12 protein-coding genes are annotated in these 14,886 nt (G+C 67.9%); 9 read left to right on the top strand and 3 right to left on the bottom strand.

The window, feature by feature from the left end:
- Positions 1-21 precede the first annotated feature (21 nt).
- On the top strand, positions 22-780 hold the full coding sequence (locus WFQ67_RS09690; protein ID WP_337056691.1) for a CPBP family intramembrane glutamic endopeptidase: 759 nt from the start codon (positions 22-24) through the stop codon (positions 778-780).
- Here the strand turns inward: WFQ67_RS09690 and WFQ67_RS09685 are convergent.
- From WFQ67_RS09685 to WFQ67_RS09675, 3 genes are all read right to left on the bottom strand, one after another.
- Entirely contained in the window at positions 731-1,540 is an 810-nt protein-coding gene (locus tag WFQ67_RS09685; protein WP_213628975.1) for a substrate-binding periplasmic protein, read from the bottom strand. The two genes, WFQ67_RS09690 and WFQ67_RS09685, sit on opposite strands and share 50 nt — an antisense overlap.
- Positions 1,541-1,627: 87 nt before the next feature.
- Positions 1,628-2,422: a substrate-binding periplasmic protein gene (locus WFQ67_RS09680; RefSeq protein WP_213628974.1), complete on the bottom strand. Its 795-nt coding sequence runs from the start codon at positions 2,420-2,422 to the stop codon at positions 1,628-1,630.
- A gap of 54 nt (positions 2,423-2,476) precedes the next feature.
- Entirely contained in the window at positions 2,477-3,100 is a 624-nt protein-coding gene (locus tag WFQ67_RS09675; protein WP_337056884.1) for a TetR/AcrR family transcriptional regulator, read from the bottom strand.
- A gap of 209 nt (positions 3,101-3,309) precedes the next feature.
- Here WFQ67_RS09675 and WFQ67_RS09670 point away from each other — a divergent pair, with 209 nt between their 5' ends.
- The 8 genes from WFQ67_RS09670 (at position 3,310) to WFQ67_RS09635 (ending at position 14,652) form a co-directional block, all read left to right on the top strand.
- Entirely contained in the window at positions 3,310-5,103 is a 1,794-nt protein-coding gene (locus tag WFQ67_RS09670; RefSeq protein WP_337056690.1) for an acyclic terpene utilization AtuA family protein, read from the top strand.
- 7 nt (positions 5,104-5,110) lie between these two features.
- Positions 5,111-5,980: an SDR family oxidoreductase gene (locus tag WFQ67_RS09665; protein WP_173173901.1), complete on the top strand. Its 870-nt coding sequence runs from the start codon at positions 5,111-5,113 to the stop codon at positions 5,978-5,980.
- Between the two features lie 3 nt (positions 5,981-5,983).
- On the top strand, positions 5,984-7,600 hold the full coding sequence (gene atuC, locus WFQ67_RS09660) for a geranyl-CoA carboxylase subunit beta (protein ID WP_213628971.1): 1,617 nt from the start codon (positions 5,984-5,986) through the stop codon (positions 7,598-7,600).
- Positions 7,601-7,649: 49 nt separating this feature from the next.
- Positions 7,650-8,807: a citronellyl-CoA dehydrogenase gene (gene atuD, locus WFQ67_RS09655; RefSeq protein WP_173173897.1), complete on the top strand. Its 1,158-nt coding sequence runs from the start codon at positions 7,650-7,652 to the stop codon at positions 8,805-8,807.
- Positions 8,804-9,598 (top strand): isohexenylglutaconyl-CoA hydratase, encoded by a 795-nt coding sequence (gene atuE, locus WFQ67_RS09650; protein WP_213628970.1) that lies wholly within the window; start codon positions 8,804-8,806, stop codon positions 9,596-9,598. Before atuD ends, atuE begins: the two co-directional genes overlap by 4 nt.
- Positions 9,599-9,746: 148 nt before the next feature.
- Positions 9,747-11,738: a geranyl-CoA carboxylase subunit apha gene (gene atuF, locus WFQ67_RS09645; protein ID WP_337056689.1), complete on the top strand. Its 1,992-nt coding sequence runs from the start codon at positions 9,747-9,749 to the stop codon at positions 11,736-11,738.
- 95 nt (positions 11,739-11,833) lie between these two features.
- Positions 11,834-12,658 (top strand): SDR family oxidoreductase, encoded by an 825-nt coding sequence (locus WFQ67_RS09640; protein WP_173173891.1) that lies wholly within the window; start codon positions 11,834-11,836, stop codon positions 12,656-12,658.
- Between the two features lie 167 nt (positions 12,659-12,825).
- Complete coding sequence (locus WFQ67_RS09635; RefSeq protein WP_337056688.1) at positions 12,826-14,652, top strand: long-chain-acyl-CoA synthetase; 1,827 nt, start codon at positions 12,826-12,828, stop codon at positions 14,650-14,652.
- Positions 14,653-14,886: the final 234 nt, after the last annotated feature.

Below are 14,886 nucleotides of genomic sequence, written 5' to 3'. Positions count from 1 at the left end.
GCACCGCTACAAGGAGGTGCCATGCCGCTCCATCTGCAGATCCTGCTTCCGCTCTTCACCCTCGCCCTGGGCCATGGCTTCGGGCAGGTGTCCCATACCGGCCTGGCCTGCGGGCTGGCCTATGCCTTCTGGGTCCTCGCCGCGCCGAAAATCCCGGCGCGCCTGTGGTTCCCCGTCACCCTGCTGGGCAGCATCGCCTTCGCCGCGCACCTGGTCCCCGGGTTCTCGCCCTTGCCGCTGGCCGAGCCGCTGCGCCTCAGTGCCGACGCGCCGCTCTATGCACTGCGCCTGTCCTGGGACAAGACGCTGGTGGGCATGACGCTGCTGGCCTGGTGGCTGGGCCGCCCGCCGCAGGTGATGGTCGCCCGCTGGCGCGCCACGGCGCTGACAGCGGTGGCCACGCTGCTGGCGGTGCCGGTGCTGGCCATGGGGCTTGGCCTGGTGGACTGGATGCCGAAATGGCCGGAGCTGGTGTGGCGCTGGCTGCCGGTCAACCTGCTGGCGGTGGTGCTGGCGGAGGAGCTGCTGTTCCGCGCTCTGCTGCAGAGCGCGCTGGTGTCACGCCTGGGCGCGTGGGCGGGGGTGGCGATCACCGCCCTGCTGTTCGGCGCGGTGCACCTGCCGTTCAGCCCGCTGTTCGCCGCCGTGGCGGCCGTGGCAGGCCTGGGTTACGGGCTGGCCTTCCACTTCAGCGGGCGACTGGGGGTGGCGATCGCGCTGCACCTGGCGGTCAATCTCTGCCACCTGGCAATGCTGAGCTATCCAGTGAAGCTGGGCTGACCTGGATCTGGTAGCGCCCGAAGATGCGTTCCAGGTCGCCCTTGGCCCGCAATTGCTCCAGCAGCGCAGTGAAGCGTTCGGGGCTGATCGGCGCGCCGGGGCGCAGCAGTGCGTAGTGACGGTAATGCTGGTCGACACGGGTGGACACCAGGAACTGCCCGGCCTGATCGGCGTTCTTCTCCAGGTACATGCCCAGATAGGAACGAGTGACCAGGGCGATGTCCGCCCTGCCCCGCAGCACCATCAGCAGGTTGCTGTCATGGGAATAGGTCATCAGTGCGTTGAATTCGCGGGTCAGGTACTCGGGGTCGGCGTCGAAGCCGGCGAAGCCGTAGTGATAGCCGCTGTAGAGCGCCAGGCGCTTGTCCGCCAGGGTGCGGAAGTACTCCTGGTCACGGGAGCCCCGTCGTTGGGCGACGAACACCTCCGCATCCTCCAGGCCCATGTCGATGCGCGACCCGGGGATGTCCTGCCAGCCCCAGTCGGGGTTCTCGAACACCGCCATGTCGATGCGACCGGCCTGGAAGTCACGAAAGCGGCGGGGGATGGCCGTCGGCAGCATGACGAACTCGAACTCGTCCTGTTCGCGGTTGAGCGCCGCCAGCAACTCCGGCAGCAGGCCGGTGGCCTCGGCGGACTCGGGCTTGATCACATAGGGGGGAAAGTGCGCACCGCCGACCCGCACCAGGTCGGCCGCCTGGGCGCTGCCGCAGGCGGCCACAAACAGCACGGCCAGCAGTGCATGGCGGAAAGAATCCATATATCCCCATCTCGCCGATCCGTAGCGAAGGCCTGCCTGGCAGGCTGATGCAAAAGCCATGGTGTCCCCGATATTCGCGCCGCTCGTTCATCGTCGGTCGTTTTTCTTGAACGTCAGCTGGTACTTGGCCAGCAGCCGTTGGAATGCCTCGTCGTCCTGCAGGTTCTGGAGCAAATCGGCCAGCTCATCGCGGGTGATCGGCGCATCCGGACGCAGCATCGCGTACAGATGGTATTCCTGATCGATCCGACGGGAAACCAGCAGGTTGTCGCGCAGCGCCGGCTCCCTGGCGAACAACAGATCCAGGAACGAGCGCGTGACCACGGCTATATCGGCACGACCGTGCAAAACCATTAGCAGATTGCTGTCATGGGAGTAGGTCAGCGTGGCGGAGAAGCGTTTGAAGAGGTATTCGGGGTCGGCATTGAAGCCGGCGAAACCGTAGTGATACCCGTTGTAGAGCGCCAGGCGCTTGCCGGCCAGTTGGTCGAAAAAATCCTGCCCGCGCCCGGCCTGCTTGCGTGCGACGTAGACCTCGGCGTCGGAGGTGCGCATGTCGACGCCTTCGTAGCGCACGCCGCTCCAGCCCCAATCCGGGTCCTCGAACAGCATCAGGTCATAGCGGCCCTGCTCCAGGTCGCGGTAACGGCGCGCGGCCGAAGTGGGCACGATACTGAAGTGGAAACGCCCCTGGAGCCGGTTGAGCTGCGCCACCAGGTCGGGAACCAGGCCCTGCCCCTGCTCTTCGGGCTTTATCAGGTAAGGCGGGAAATGGTAGCCGCCGACCAGTATTTCCCGGGGCCGAGCCGCTGACGCGCTGGTGCAGGAAAGGCACAACGCAAGCAGCAGAAAACCCGAAAAAACAAGCCGAACGGCAGACATCGAAGCCCCGAAGAAGAGGAAACCCGCACGCTGGCAAGACTAGCTCAAGGGCCTTCAGACTTCCTTGATAACCAGCGACAAGGCTTCCTCGCAGAGCTGGTCGAGGGACATCGCCCCCTCGGGGCGGAACCAGGTGGTGGTCCAGGACAGCGCGCCGGTTAGGAAGCGCCGCAGGATGAAGGGATCGGCATTGAAGTAGCCCTGGGCCTTGGCCTCGCCCAGCACCTCGAGCCAGAGCAGCTCATAGGCATCGCGCAGCTCGAGGATGTAGCGCTGGCCCTCCTCCGACAGCGAGCGCCACTCGTAGACCAGCACCGCCATCGCCTCGCCGGTGCCGCCCATGATCGATTGCAACTCGCAGCGGATCAGCGCCAGTACCCGTTCGCGCAGGTTGGTCGCATCGGCCAGGGAGGCCTTCATCAGCGCGGTGTTGTAGAGGATGGTTTCCTCCATCACCGAACGGAGGATTTCGTCCTTGCTCTTGAAGTGATGGAAGATGCTGCCCGACTGGATACCCACGGCGCCGGCCAGGTCGCGCACCGTGGTGCGTTCATAGCCCTTGCTGCGGAACAGGTGAGCGGCGGTCTGCAGCAACTTGCCGCGGGCGCTATCGGGGTCGGTCACCTGGCCGGTGGCCACCAGTTCGCGCATAACTTCTTGGGCTTTTTGGTCGTCCAGGCTCATCTATCCCCACTACCTCGGCTGCACGGCGCTTGCCCATCCAACTTAAGAATGGGGCGCAAGTCTCTGTCTAGATTCGTGAAATCTATGCTGCACCCGCCGCCCAAGCAAGCGCTTGGGTAAAAAACTGCTCTGGCACACTTTTCAACCAAGCGCTTGCTTGGTAATGTCGCCAACACCTCCTTCGAGTGATACGGGCCCGAACAATGACTAGAACCGTACGCATCGGTTGCGCCTCCGCCTTCTGGGGCGATACCTCCACCGCAGCCGCACAACTGGTGAACGGTGCGCCGCTGGATTACCTGGTATTCGACTACCTGGCGGAGATCACCATGTCGATCCTCGCCGGCGCTCGCATGAAGAAGCCCGACGAGGGCTATGCCACCGACTTCGTCGAGGTCCTGGCGCCGCTGCTGCCGGCCATCGCCGAGAAACGCATCCGGGTGATCAGCAACGCCGGCGGGGTCAATCCCCAGGCCTGCGCCGCCGCCCTCGCCGCGGCCTGCGAAAAGGCCGGCGTGGCCCTGAAGATCGCCGTGCTGCATGGCGACAACCTGCAACCCAAGCTCCCCGCCCTGGCCAAGGCCAGCGTCACCGAGATGTTCAGCGGCGCGCCGCTGCCGCCCATGTGCGTCTCGGTCAACGCCTACCTCGGTGCGCCGGGGATCGTCGCCGCGCTGGAGCAAGGCGCCGACATCGTCATCACCGGCCGGGTGGTGGACAGCGCGGTGGTCAGTGCCGCTCTGGTGCATGAATTCAAGTGGAGCTGGAACGACTACGACCGCCTGGCCCAGGCCGCCCTCGCCGGCCACATCATCGAGTGCGGCGCCCAGTGCACCGGTGGCAACTTCACCGACTGGGAGCAGGTGCCCGACTACGAGCACATCGGCTTCCCCATCGTCGAAGTCGAGGCCGATGGCCGCTTCACCGTGACCAAGCCGGCCGGCACCGGCGGCCTGGTGACGCCCTTCACCGTCGGCGAGCAGATGCTCTACGAGATCGGCGACCCCCGCGCCTACCTGCTGCCGGACGTGGTCTGCGACTTCACCCGGGTGCGCCTGGCCCAGGTCGGCGAGCACCGCGTCAGCGTCGAGGGCGCCCACGGCCTGCCGCCCACCGACCAGTACAAGGTCAGTGCCACCCACCCGGACGGCTTCCGCTGCACCGCCAGCTGCCTGATCGCCGGCATCGACGCGGTGAAGAAGGCCGACCGCGTGAGCCGCGCCATCATCGCCAAGACCGAGGAAATCTTCGCCGCACGCGGCTGGGGCCCCTACCGCGAGGTGAGTATCGAGCTGCTCGGCAGCGAGGCCACCTACGGGCCGCACGGCCAGAGGCAGGACAGCCGCGAGATCGTGGTCAAGCTGGCCGTGCGCCACGCCAAGAAGGAAGCACTGATCCTCTTCTCCCGCGAGATCGCCCAGGCCGCCACCGGCATGGCGCCGGGCCTCACCGGCATCGTCGGCGGGCGCCCGACCGTGTACCCGGTGATCCGCCTGTTCTCCTTCCTGGTGGACAAGGCCGCCTGCGACCTGGACGTGGAACTGGCCGGCGAACGCCACCCCGTGGCCCTGCCCGAGCTGGAGGCCTTCGACGCCGCCAGCCTGGCCGACGACCTCGACCCGCCCGCCCCCCAGGGCCCCGCGGATGCCAGCGTGCCGCTGGTGAAGCTGGCCGTGGCGCGCTCCGGCGACAAGGGCAACCACAGCAACATCGGCGTCATGGCGCGCCAGAGCGACTACCTGCCCTGGATCGCCGAGGCGCTGACCCCCGAGGCGGTGGTCGACTGGATGGGCCATGTGCTCGACCCGCAGATCGGCCGCGTGGCGCGCTGGTACCTGCCTGGCAGCCACAGCCTCAACTTCCTCCTGGAGAACGCCCTGGGCGGTGGTGGCGTCGCCAGCCTGCGCATCGACCCGCAAGGCAAGGCCTTCGCCCAGCAACTGCTCGAATTCCCGGTCCCGGTGCCCCGCGCCCTGGCCGACAGCCTGAAAGGATAAGCACGCGATGGCCTACGATTCCGTGTTCAAACCCGGCCTGTTCAGCGGCCAGACGATACTCGTCACCGGCGGCGGCAGCGGCATCGGCCGCTGCGTGGCCCACGAGCTCGCCCACCTGGGCGCCCACGTGGTGCTGGTGGGGCGCAAGGCGGAAAAACTCGAAGCCACCGCCGGCGAGATCATCGAGGACGGCGGCAGCGCCAGCTGGCAGGCCTGCGACATCCGCGACGAAGAAGCGGTCAAGGCCATGGTCAAGGCCGTGGTGGCCGAGCGCGGCCCCATCCACCACCTGGTCAACAACGCCGGCGGCCAGTTCCCCGCGCCGCTCATCGGCATCAACCAGAAGGGCTTCGAGACCGTGGTGCGCACCAACCTCGTGGGCGGCTTCCTGGTGGCCAAGGAGGTCTTCCTGCAGAGCATGAGCAAGACCGGCGGCAGCATCGTCAACATGCTCGCCGACATGTGGGGCGGCATGCCCGGCATGGGCCACTCCGGCGCCGCCCGCGCCGGCATGGAGAACTTCACCAAGACCGCCGCCTACGAGTGGGGCCACGCCGGGGTGCGGGTCAACGCCGTGGCGCCGGGCTGGATCGCCTCCAGCGGCATGGACACCTACCCCGAATCCATGAAATCGATGATCCGCTCCCTCAAGGACCACGTCCCGCTGCAGCGCATCGGCACCGAGTCCGAGGTGGCGGCCGCCATCGTCTTCCTGCTCTCCCCCGGAGCCAACTTCATCAGCGGCAACACCATCCGCATCGACGGCGCCGCCAGCCAGGGCACCCGCGCCTGGACCCTGGGCAAGGCCCGCGCCAGCGAGTCCTACAACGGTTTCCACCGGGCCTATATGCCCGCCGTGTTCAAGGACGAGGAGTAAGCCATGGCCGTCATCCACTCCGAACTGGACACCCAGGGCGAGGAATTCGCCCGCAACCGCGAGGCCATGCTCGCCGCCATCGACAGCTTCCGCGATGTCGAGCGCAAGGTCCTGGACAAGGCCTTCGAGGCCAAGCCCAAGTTCGAGAAGCGTGGCCAGCTGCTGCCCCGCGAGCGCCTCAACCTGCTGCTGGACCCGGGCGCGCCCTTCCTCGAGCTCTCCTCGCTGGCCGGCTACAAGCTGCACGACGACAAGGACGGCACCCAGGCCGGCGGCGGCATCATCGCCGGCATCGGCTATGTGGCCGGCGTGCGCTGCCTGGTCACCGCCAGCAACAGCGCCATCAAGGGCGGCACCATCTCCCCCACCGGCCTGAAGAAGACCCTGCGCCTGCAGCAGATCGCCTTCGAGAACAAGCTGCCGGTGATCGCCCTGACCGAGAGCGGCGGCGCCAACCTCAACTACGCGGCGGACATCTTCGTCGAGGGCGCGCGCGGCTTCGCCAACCAGGCGCGCATGTCCGCCATGGGCCTGCCGCAGATCACCGTGGTGCACGGCTCCAGCACCGCCGGCGGGGCCTACCAGCCGGGGCTGTCGGACTATGTGGTGGTGGTGCGCGGCAAGGCCAAGATGTTCCTCGCCGGCCCGCCGCTGCTGAAAGCCGCCACCGGCGAGGTGGCCACGGACGAGGAGCTGGGCGGTGCCGAGATGCACGCCCAGGTCGCCGGCACCGCCGAGTACCTGGCGGAGAACGACGCCGACGCCCTGCGCATCGCCCGCGACATCCTCGCCATGCTGCCGTGGAACGCCCAGCTGCCGCCGCGCGAGCAGCACCAGTGGCGCGAGCCGCTGTACCCGGCCAGCGACCTGCTGGGCCTGGTGCCGGCCGACCCGAAGAAGCCCTACGACGTGCGCGAGATCGTCGCGCGCATCGCCGACGGCTCGGAATTCCTCGACTTCAAGAACGAGTTCGACAGCCAGACCGTCTGCGGCCACCTGCGCATCGAGGGCCAGCCCTGCGGCCTGATCGGCAACAACGGCCCGATCACCCCCCGCGGTGCAGCCAAGGCGGCGCAGTTCATCCAGCTTTGCGAGCAGAGCAACACGCCCATCCTGTTCCTGCACAACACCACCGGCTTCATGGTCGGCACCGAGTCGGAACAGCTGGGGGTGATCAAGCACGGCTCGAAGATGATCCAGGCGGTGGCCAACGCCACCGTGCCCAAGCTCACCCTGGTGGTGGGCGGCTCCTACGGCGCCGGCAACTACGCCATGTGCGGCCGCGGGCTGGACCCGCGCTTCATCTTCGCCTGGCCCAACAGCCGCACCGCCGTGATGGGCGGCGCCCAGGCCGGCAAGGTGCTGCGCATCGTCACCGAGGAGAAGCACGCCAAGGAGGGCAAGGAAGCCGACCCGAAGATGCTCGACATGCTCGAACAGGTCACCGCGCAGAAGCTCGACAGCCAGTCCACCGCGCTCTACGGCACCGCCAGCCTGTGGGACGACGGCCTGATCGACCCCCGCGACAGCCGCCAGTTGCTGGGCTACCTGCTGGACATCTGCGCGGAAGCCCAGCGGCGACCGCTGAAAGCCAACAGTTTCGGCGTCGCCCGTTTCTGAACCGAACGATCACGGTGCGCACGACGCACCCCAAGAGGAGAACGACAGGATGATCTTTACCCAGGAACACGAAGAGCTTCGCCGTACCGTCCGCAACTTCGTCGACAAGGAAATCAACCCGCACGTCGACCAGTGGGAGAAAGACGGTCGCTTCCCCATCCACGACATCTTCAGGAAGGCCGGCGAGCTGGGTCTCCTGGGCATCTCCAAGCCGGAGAAATTCGGCGGCATGGGCCTGGACTACAGCTACTCCATCGTCGCCGCCGAAGAGTTCGGCACCATCCATTGCGGCGGCATCCCCATGTCCATCGGCGTGCAGACCGACATGTGCACCCCGGCCCTGGCGCGCTTCGGCTCCGACGAGCTGCGCGAGGAGTTCCTGCGCCCGGCCATCGCCGGCGAGATGGTCGGCTGCATCGGCGTCTCCGAAGTGGGCGCCGGCTCCGACGTCGCGGGCCTCAAGACCAGCGCCCGCAAGGACGGCGACGACTACGTGATCAACGGCAGCAAGATGTGGATCACCAACTCCCCGTCCGCCGACTTCATCTGCCTGCTGGCCAACACCTCCGACGACAAGCCCCACGTCAACAAGTCGCTGATCATGGTGCCGATGAACACCCCCGGCATCAGCGTCAGCCCGCACCTGGACAAGCTCGGCATGCGCAGCTCGGAGACCGCCCAGGTGTTCTTCGACAACGTCCGCGTGCCGCAGCGCAACCGCATCGGCCACGAAGGCGCCGGCTTCATGATGCAGATGCTGCAGTTCCAGGAAGAGCGCCTGTTCGGCGCGGCCAACATGATCAAGGGCCTGGAGCACTGCATCGACGCCACCATCGAGTACTGCAAGGAGCGCAAGACCTTCGGCAACGCGCTGATCGACAACCAGGTCATCCACTTCCGCATGGCCGAGATGATGACCGAGGTGGAATGCCTGCGCGCCCTGGTCTACCAGGCCACCGAAATGTACGTGAAGGGCAAGGACGTCACCCGCCTCGCCTCCATGGCCAAGCTCAAGGCCGGGCGCCTGGGCCGCGAAGTCACCGACTCCTGCCTGCAGTACTGGGGCGGCATGGGCTTCATGTGGGACAACCACATCTCCCGCGCCTACCGCGACACGCGCCTGGTCTCCATCGGCGGCGGCGCCGACGAGATCATGCTGGGCATCATCAGCAAGCTGATGGGCATCCTGCCCGGTAAGAAGAAATGAGCCTGCCCGCCTGCGAAACCCTGCTGCTGGAGCAGGCGGGCGGCGTGCTCCACGTCACCCTCAACCGCCCGGACGCGCGCAACGCCATGAGCCTGGCCATGGTCGGCGAACTGCGCGCCGTGCTGGCCGCCGTGCGCCAGGGCGGTGACGTCCGCGCCCTGGTGCTGCGTGGCGCCGATGGGCACTTCTGCGCCGGCGGCGACATCAAGGACATGGCCTCGGCGCGCGCCGCCGGTGCCGACGCCTACCGCGAGCTGAACCGTGCCTTCGGCAGCCTGCTGGAGGAGGCCCAGGCCGCCCCGCAGGTGGTGATCGCCGTGCTGGAAGGCGCCGTGCTCGGCGGTGGCTTCGGCCTCGCCTGCATCTCCGACATCGCCATCGCCCACCAGGGCGCGCAATTCGGCCTGCCGGAAACCGGCCTGGGCATCCTGCCCGCACAGATCGCCCCCTTCGTGGTCAAGCGCATCGGCCTGACCCAGGCCCGACGCCTGGCCCTCACCGCCGCGCGCTTCGACGGCAACGAGGCGCTGCGCCTGGGCCTGGTGCACTTCGCCGAGGCCGAAGACGCCGCCGTCGACGCACGCCTCGGCGCCACCCTGGAGCAGGTGCGCCGCTGCGCCCCCGGCGCCAACGCACGGACCAAGGCACTGCTGCTGGCCACCGAGGAACGCGAGCTGGGCCCGTTGCTGGACGACGCCGCCGCCTGGTTCGCCGACGCCGTGACCGGAGCCGAAGGCGCCGAAGGGACCATGGCCTTCGTGCAGAAGCGCAAACCGACCTGGGCCCAGTGAACACCAGTGGTGGATCGATAAAGCGCGATCCACCCCATGCAACACCGTGGCACCCGCAGGTGGATGTCGCTCTTCACATCCACCGCAACACCGAACGCACACAGTCCGGGCCCCGGATGCCCTCCGGTCCCCCAGCAGGAGCACGAAGATGCCCGCATTCAACAAGATCCTGATCGCCAACCGGGGCGAGATCGCCTGCCGGGTGATGCGCACCGCGCAAGCGCTCGGCTACCGCACCGTGGCGGTGTACAGCGAAGCCGACCGCGACGCCCGCCACGTGCAGCTCGCCGACGAGGCGGTGTGCATCGGCCCGGCCCAGGTGGCGCAGTCCTACCTCAAGGTCGAGGCGATCATCGATGCCGCCCGGCGCACCGGCGCCGACGCCGTGCACCCCGGCTACGGCTTCCTTTCCGAGAACGCCGAGTTCGCCCGCGCCTGCGAGGCCGCCGGCATCGTCTTCATCGGCCCCAGCGTCGAAGCCATCCACCTGATGGGCAGCAAGCGCCTGTCGAAGATCGCCATGCTCGAGGCCGGCGTGCCCTGCATCCCCGGCTACGAGGGCGCCGAGCAGGACGACGCGACCCTCGCCCGCGAGGCCGAGCGCATCGGCTACCCGCTGATGATCAAGGCCAGCGCAGGCGGCGGCGGTCGCGGCATGCGCCTGGTGCACGAAGCCGGCGAGCTGGCCGCGCAGATCCGCACCGCGCGCTCCGAAGCGCAGAACGCCTTCGGCTCCGGCGAGCTGATCCTCGAACGCGCGGTGATCCGCCCGCGCCACGTGGAGATCCAGGTGTTCGGCGACCAGCAGGGCACACTCCTCTACCTGGGCGAGCGCGACTGCTCGGTGCAGCGCCGCCACCAGAAGGTGGTGGAGGAAGCGCCCTGCCCGGTGATGACCCCGGAACTGCGCCGCGCCATGGGCGAGGCTGCGGTCAAGGCCGCGGCCTCGGTCAACTACACCGGCGCCGGCACAGTGGAATTCCTCCTCGACGCCGAGGGCCGCTTCTACTTCCTGGAAATGAACACCCGCCTGCAGGTGGAGCACCCGGTCACCGAGCTGGTCACCGGGCTCGACCTGGTGGCCTGGCAGATCCAGGTCGCCGCCGGCCAGCCGCTGCCGCTGGCCCAGGACGACATCCGCCTCGACGGCCACGCCATGGAGGTGCGCCTGTACGCCGAGGACCCGGCCAGCAACTTCCTCCCGCAGACCGGCGACGTGCTGCGCTGGGAACCCGCCCTCCTGCCGGGCATCCGCATCGACCACGGCCTGGTGGAAGGCCAGGCGGTGACGCCCTTCTACGACCCCATGCTGGCCAAGGTGATCGCCTGGGGCGCCACCCGCGACGAAGCCCGGCGCAAGCTGGTACGCGCCGTCGAGGATTGCGTGCTGCTGGGCGTGAAGGGCAACCAGCGCTTCCTCGCCAACCTGCTGGCGCACCCCGAGTTCGCCGCCGGCCATGCCACCACGGCCTTCATCGGCGAGCACTTCGCCGACGACCCGAGCCTCGCCCCGCAGCCGCTGCCGGCCAGCGAGCTGGCCGCTGCGGCCGCCCTGCTCTACCAGGCCTCAGCCGAATCCTGCGCCCACCAGTCCGGCCTGGCCGGCTGGCGCAGCGCCGGCAGCGCGCCCTGGCGCTTCGTCCTGCGCCATGGCGAGCAGAAGCTGGCAGTGGAACTGGACGTCGAAGCCAGCGGCCCGCAACCGCGCCTGCGGGCCCGCGTCGGCGAACAGACTGTCGCCCTGCACCTGCTCGCCTGCGATGGACGCTGGGCCACCCTGGAACTGGACGGCGTGCGTCGCCGCCTGGCCTACCGCCAGGATGGTCCGCGCCTGTGGCTGCACGGGCACCAGGGCAGCGTCGAGCTGCTGGACATCACCCACGAACCAGCCGGCGGCCAGGGCGGTGCCGGCTCCGGCACCGTCAAGGCGCCCATGGACGGCGCCATCGTCGAGGTCCTCGTGGGCGAAGGCGATCGCGTCGCCAAGGGCCAACTGCTGGTGGTGCTGGAAGCGATGAAGATGGAGCACCCGCTCAAGGCCGGGGTGGACGGCATCGTCCGCCGCGTCCAGGCCACCGCCGGCGACCAGGTCAAGAGCCGCCAGGTGTTGGTGGAAGTGGAAGAGCAGCTTGAAGCTTGAAGCCTGAAGCTGGAAGACAAGAGCAGGCTGGTGCGGGCTTCTAGCTTCCGGCTTCCGGCTTTCATGTCCGATAACAACAATTCAGGAGCACTGCAATGAGCCTTTCTGCCAAAACCCTGTTCATCACCGGTGCGAGCCGTGGTATCGGTCGCGAGATCGCCCTGCGCGCCGCTGCCGATGGCGCCAACATCGTCATCGCCGCCAAGAGCGCCGAGCCCCATCCCAAGCTGGCCGGGACCATCTTCAGCGTGGCCGAGGAGGTCGAGGCCGCGGGCGGCAAGGCCCTGGCCCTGCAACTGGACGTGCGTGACGAAGCCGCGGTGCGTGACGCCATGGCCCAGGCGGCCGGGCACTTCGGCGGCATCGACGCCCTGGTGAACAACGCCGGTGCCATCAAGCTGGTGGGCGTCGAGCAACTGGAGCCCAAGCGCTTCGACCTGCTGTACCAGATCAACACCCGCGCGGTGATGGTCTGCAGCCAGGCCGCCCTGCCCTACCTGAAGAAAAGCGCGGGCGGGCACATCCTCAACCTCTCCCCGCCGCTCAACCTCGCGCCCAAGTGGTTCGCCCAGCACGGCCCCTACACCGTCACCAAGTACGGCATGAGCATGCTCACCCTGGGCATGAGCGAGGAGTTCAAGAAGTACGGCATCAGCGTCAACTCACTGTGGCCGCAGACCATGATCGCCACCGCCGCCATCGAGTTCGAGCTGGGCAGCCGCGACGCCTTCAAGCGCTCGCGCACCCCGGCGATCATGGCCGACGCCGCCCACGCCATCCTCTCCAGCACCGGGCGCAGCATCACCGGCCGCCTGCTGGTGGACGAGGAGATCCTCCGCGAACAGGGCCAGACCGACTTCGAGCATTACCGCTTCGATCCCGAGGGCGGCAGCCTGGTGCCGGACCTGTTCCTCGACTGAAGCCCGGCCCACGCCAGCCCCGTGCCGGACTCCGCGCGGGGCGGGCGTCGCTATTTGCCCATCTGCCCGGCGTTCCCCGCGCCACGGTCATACCGCTTTGCCTGAGCGGCTTCTACAGTCGTGAAAGCGCCATTGCCTGCCCACAACAACGACAAAGTGCGAGAGCCATGACCCAGGCCGATCTGATTTCCCCGTTCCGCTTCCTCGCCCGCCTCCCGGGCAATCTGCCACGTGTGCCGCGCATGCTGCTGGGCCTGTACTACACCGGCATACGCAACCGCGAGAAGTCGCTGTCCCTGGGCTGGGCCCTGGAGCGTGCCGCGCAGAAATTCCCCCAGCGCCCGGCGGTGATCGACGAGACCCGGCGCCTGACCTACGCCGAATTCAACGCCTGGGCCAACCGCCTGGCGCACGCGCTCAAGTCCGAGGGCGTGTCCCACGGCAAGGTGGTGGCGGTGATGCTGGAGAACCGCATCGAGGTCCTCGCGCTGCTGGCGGCGCTGGCCAAGCTCGGCGCCATCGGCGCGCTGGTCAACACCACCCAGCGCGGCAAGGTCCTGGCCCACAGCCTGACCCTGGTGAAGGCCACCCATTACCTGGTCGGCGAGGAGCTGCGCGAAGCCTTCGAGGACGTGGAGGCCGACCTGGGCAATACGGCCGGGCGTCGCTACTGGATCGACGACGCCGACACCCGTCGCGACCCGGGCCAGGCGCCGCGCGGCTGGCACAACCTGATGCGCATGGCGGGCGAGCACAGCGCCGACAATCCGGCGGAAACCGCCAAGGTGCGCCTCAAGGACCCCTGCTTCTACATCTACACTTCGGGCACCACGGGCCTGCCCAAGGCCTCGATCCTCAGCCACGGCAAGTGGATCAAGGCCTATGGCGGCTTCGGCCACTCCGGCCTGGGGCTGACGGACACCGACGTCTTCTACCTGACCCTGCCCTGCTACCACAACAACGCGGTCACCGTGAGCTGGGCCTCGGTACTGGCCGGTGGCGCCGCCATCGCCCTGCGCCGCAAGTTCTCCGCCAGCAGCTTCTGGAAGGACGTCGCGCAGTACCAGGCCACCTGCTTCGGCTACATCGGCGAACTGTGCCGCTACCTGCTGAACCAGCCGCCCAGCGAGGAGGAACGCAACAACACCCTCACCTGCATGATCGGCAACGGCCTGCGACCGGCCATCTGGGCCGAGTTCAAGGAGCGCTTCGGCATCGAGCGCATCACCGAGTTCTATGCCTCCAGCGAGGGCAACATCGGTTTCACCAACGTCTTCAACTTCGACAACACCGTGGGCTTCTCGCCGGCCACCTACGCCATCGTCCGCTACGACCTGGAAAACGACCGTCCGGTGCGCGACCACAAGGGCTACCTGGAGAAGGTCGGCAAGGGCGAGCCGGGCCTCCTGATCAGCGAGATCAGCGCCAAATGGCCCTTCGACGGCTACACCGACCCGGCCAAGAGCGAGTCGGTGATCCTGCGGGACGTGTTCAAGAAGGGGGATGCCTGGTTCAACACCGGCGACCTGATGCGCGACATCGGCTGCAAGCACGCCCAGTTCGTCGACCGCCTCGGCGATACCTTCCGCTGGAAGGGCGAGAACGTCTCCACCACCGAGGTGGAAAGCGTGCTGGGCGCCTTCGGCGGTGTCGAGGACGCGGTGGTCTATGGCGTGGAGATCCCCGGGACCAACGGTCGCTGCGGCATGGCCGCGCTGCGCCTGGGCAGCGGCTCGCAGCTCGACGCCCAGGCCGTGGCCGCCCACCTGGACCGTGAACTGCCGCCTTACGCGGCGCCGCTGTTCATCCGCCTGCTGGAGGAAATCGAGACCACCGGGACCTTCAAGTACAAGAAGACCGACCTCAAGAAGAACGGCTTCGACCCGAACCAGGTCAGCGAGCCGCTGTTCGTGCGCCTGCCCGGCGAAGACGCGTTCCGCCCGCTGGACAGCACCCTGCACCAGGCGATCCAGAGCGGGGAGTACCGCTTCTGAACGGCCCTTGCGCGGGGGTCCGGTTGCCAGGCCCGAGTCGTGGGAGCGAATTCATTCGCGATGGAGCATCCGACAACGCGTAGCCAGGTACCGGCGGCAAGTCTTTCGCGGCTGAAGCCGCTCCCACAGGGAGAGCCCGCCGCGAGACCGGAGATGGCCGCGTTGGGCCTCGCTGCGCTCAGCGCCAACCTACGGCACCGCGCCCAACCCGAACCACGGTACCAACCGGCGGGG

The organism is Pseudomonas sp. USHLN015 (assembly GCF_037153275.1).
Lineage (GTDB): Bacteria > Pseudomonadota > Gammaproteobacteria > Pseudomonadales > Pseudomonadaceae > Metapseudomonas > Metapseudomonas tohonis.
This window is presented reverse-complemented; position numbering and strand designations above follow the sequence as displayed.

Excerpts from the sequence above, each read along its gene's own strand:
- WFQ67_RS09690 (WP_337056691.1), top strand. The coding sequence starts at position 22 with ATGCCGCTCCATCTGCAGATCCTGCTTCCGCTCTTCACCCTCGCCCTG.
- WFQ67_RS09685 (WP_213628975.1), bottom strand. The coding sequence starts at position 1,540 with ATGGATTCTTTCCGCCATGCACTGCTGGCCGTGCTGTTTGTGGCCGCC.
- WFQ67_RS09680 (WP_213628974.1), bottom strand. The coding sequence starts at position 2,422 with ATGTCTGCCGTTCGGCTTGTTTTTTCGGGTTTTCTGCTGCTTGCGTTG.
- WFQ67_RS09670 (WP_337056690.1), top strand. The coding sequence starts at position 3,310 with ATGACTAGAACCGTACGCATCGGTTGCGCCTCCGCCTTCTGGGGCGAT.
- WFQ67_RS09665 (WP_173173901.1), top strand. The coding sequence starts at position 5,111 with ATGGCCTACGATTCCGTGTTCAAACCCGGCCTGTTCAGCGGCCAGACG.
- atuC (WP_213628971.1), top strand. The coding sequence starts at position 5,984 with ATGGCCGTCATCCACTCCGAACTGGACACCCAGGGCGAGGAATTCGCC.
- atuD (WP_173173897.1), top strand. The coding sequence starts at position 7,650 with ATGATCTTTACCCAGGAACACGAAGAGCTTCGCCGTACCGTCCGCAAC.
- atuE (WP_213628970.1), top strand. The coding sequence starts at position 8,804 with ATGAGCCTGCCCGCCTGCGAAACCCTGCTGCTGGAGCAGGCGGGCGGC.
- atuF (WP_337056689.1), top strand. The coding sequence starts at position 9,747 with ATGCCCGCATTCAACAAGATCCTGATCGCCAACCGGGGCGAGATCGCC.
- WFQ67_RS09640 (WP_173173891.1), top strand. The coding sequence starts at position 11,834 with ATGAGCCTTTCTGCCAAAACCCTGTTCATCACCGGTGCGAGCCGTGGT.
- WFQ67_RS09635 (WP_337056688.1), top strand. The coding sequence starts at position 12,826 with ATGACCCAGGCCGATCTGATTTCCCCGTTCCGCTTCCTCGCCCGCCTC.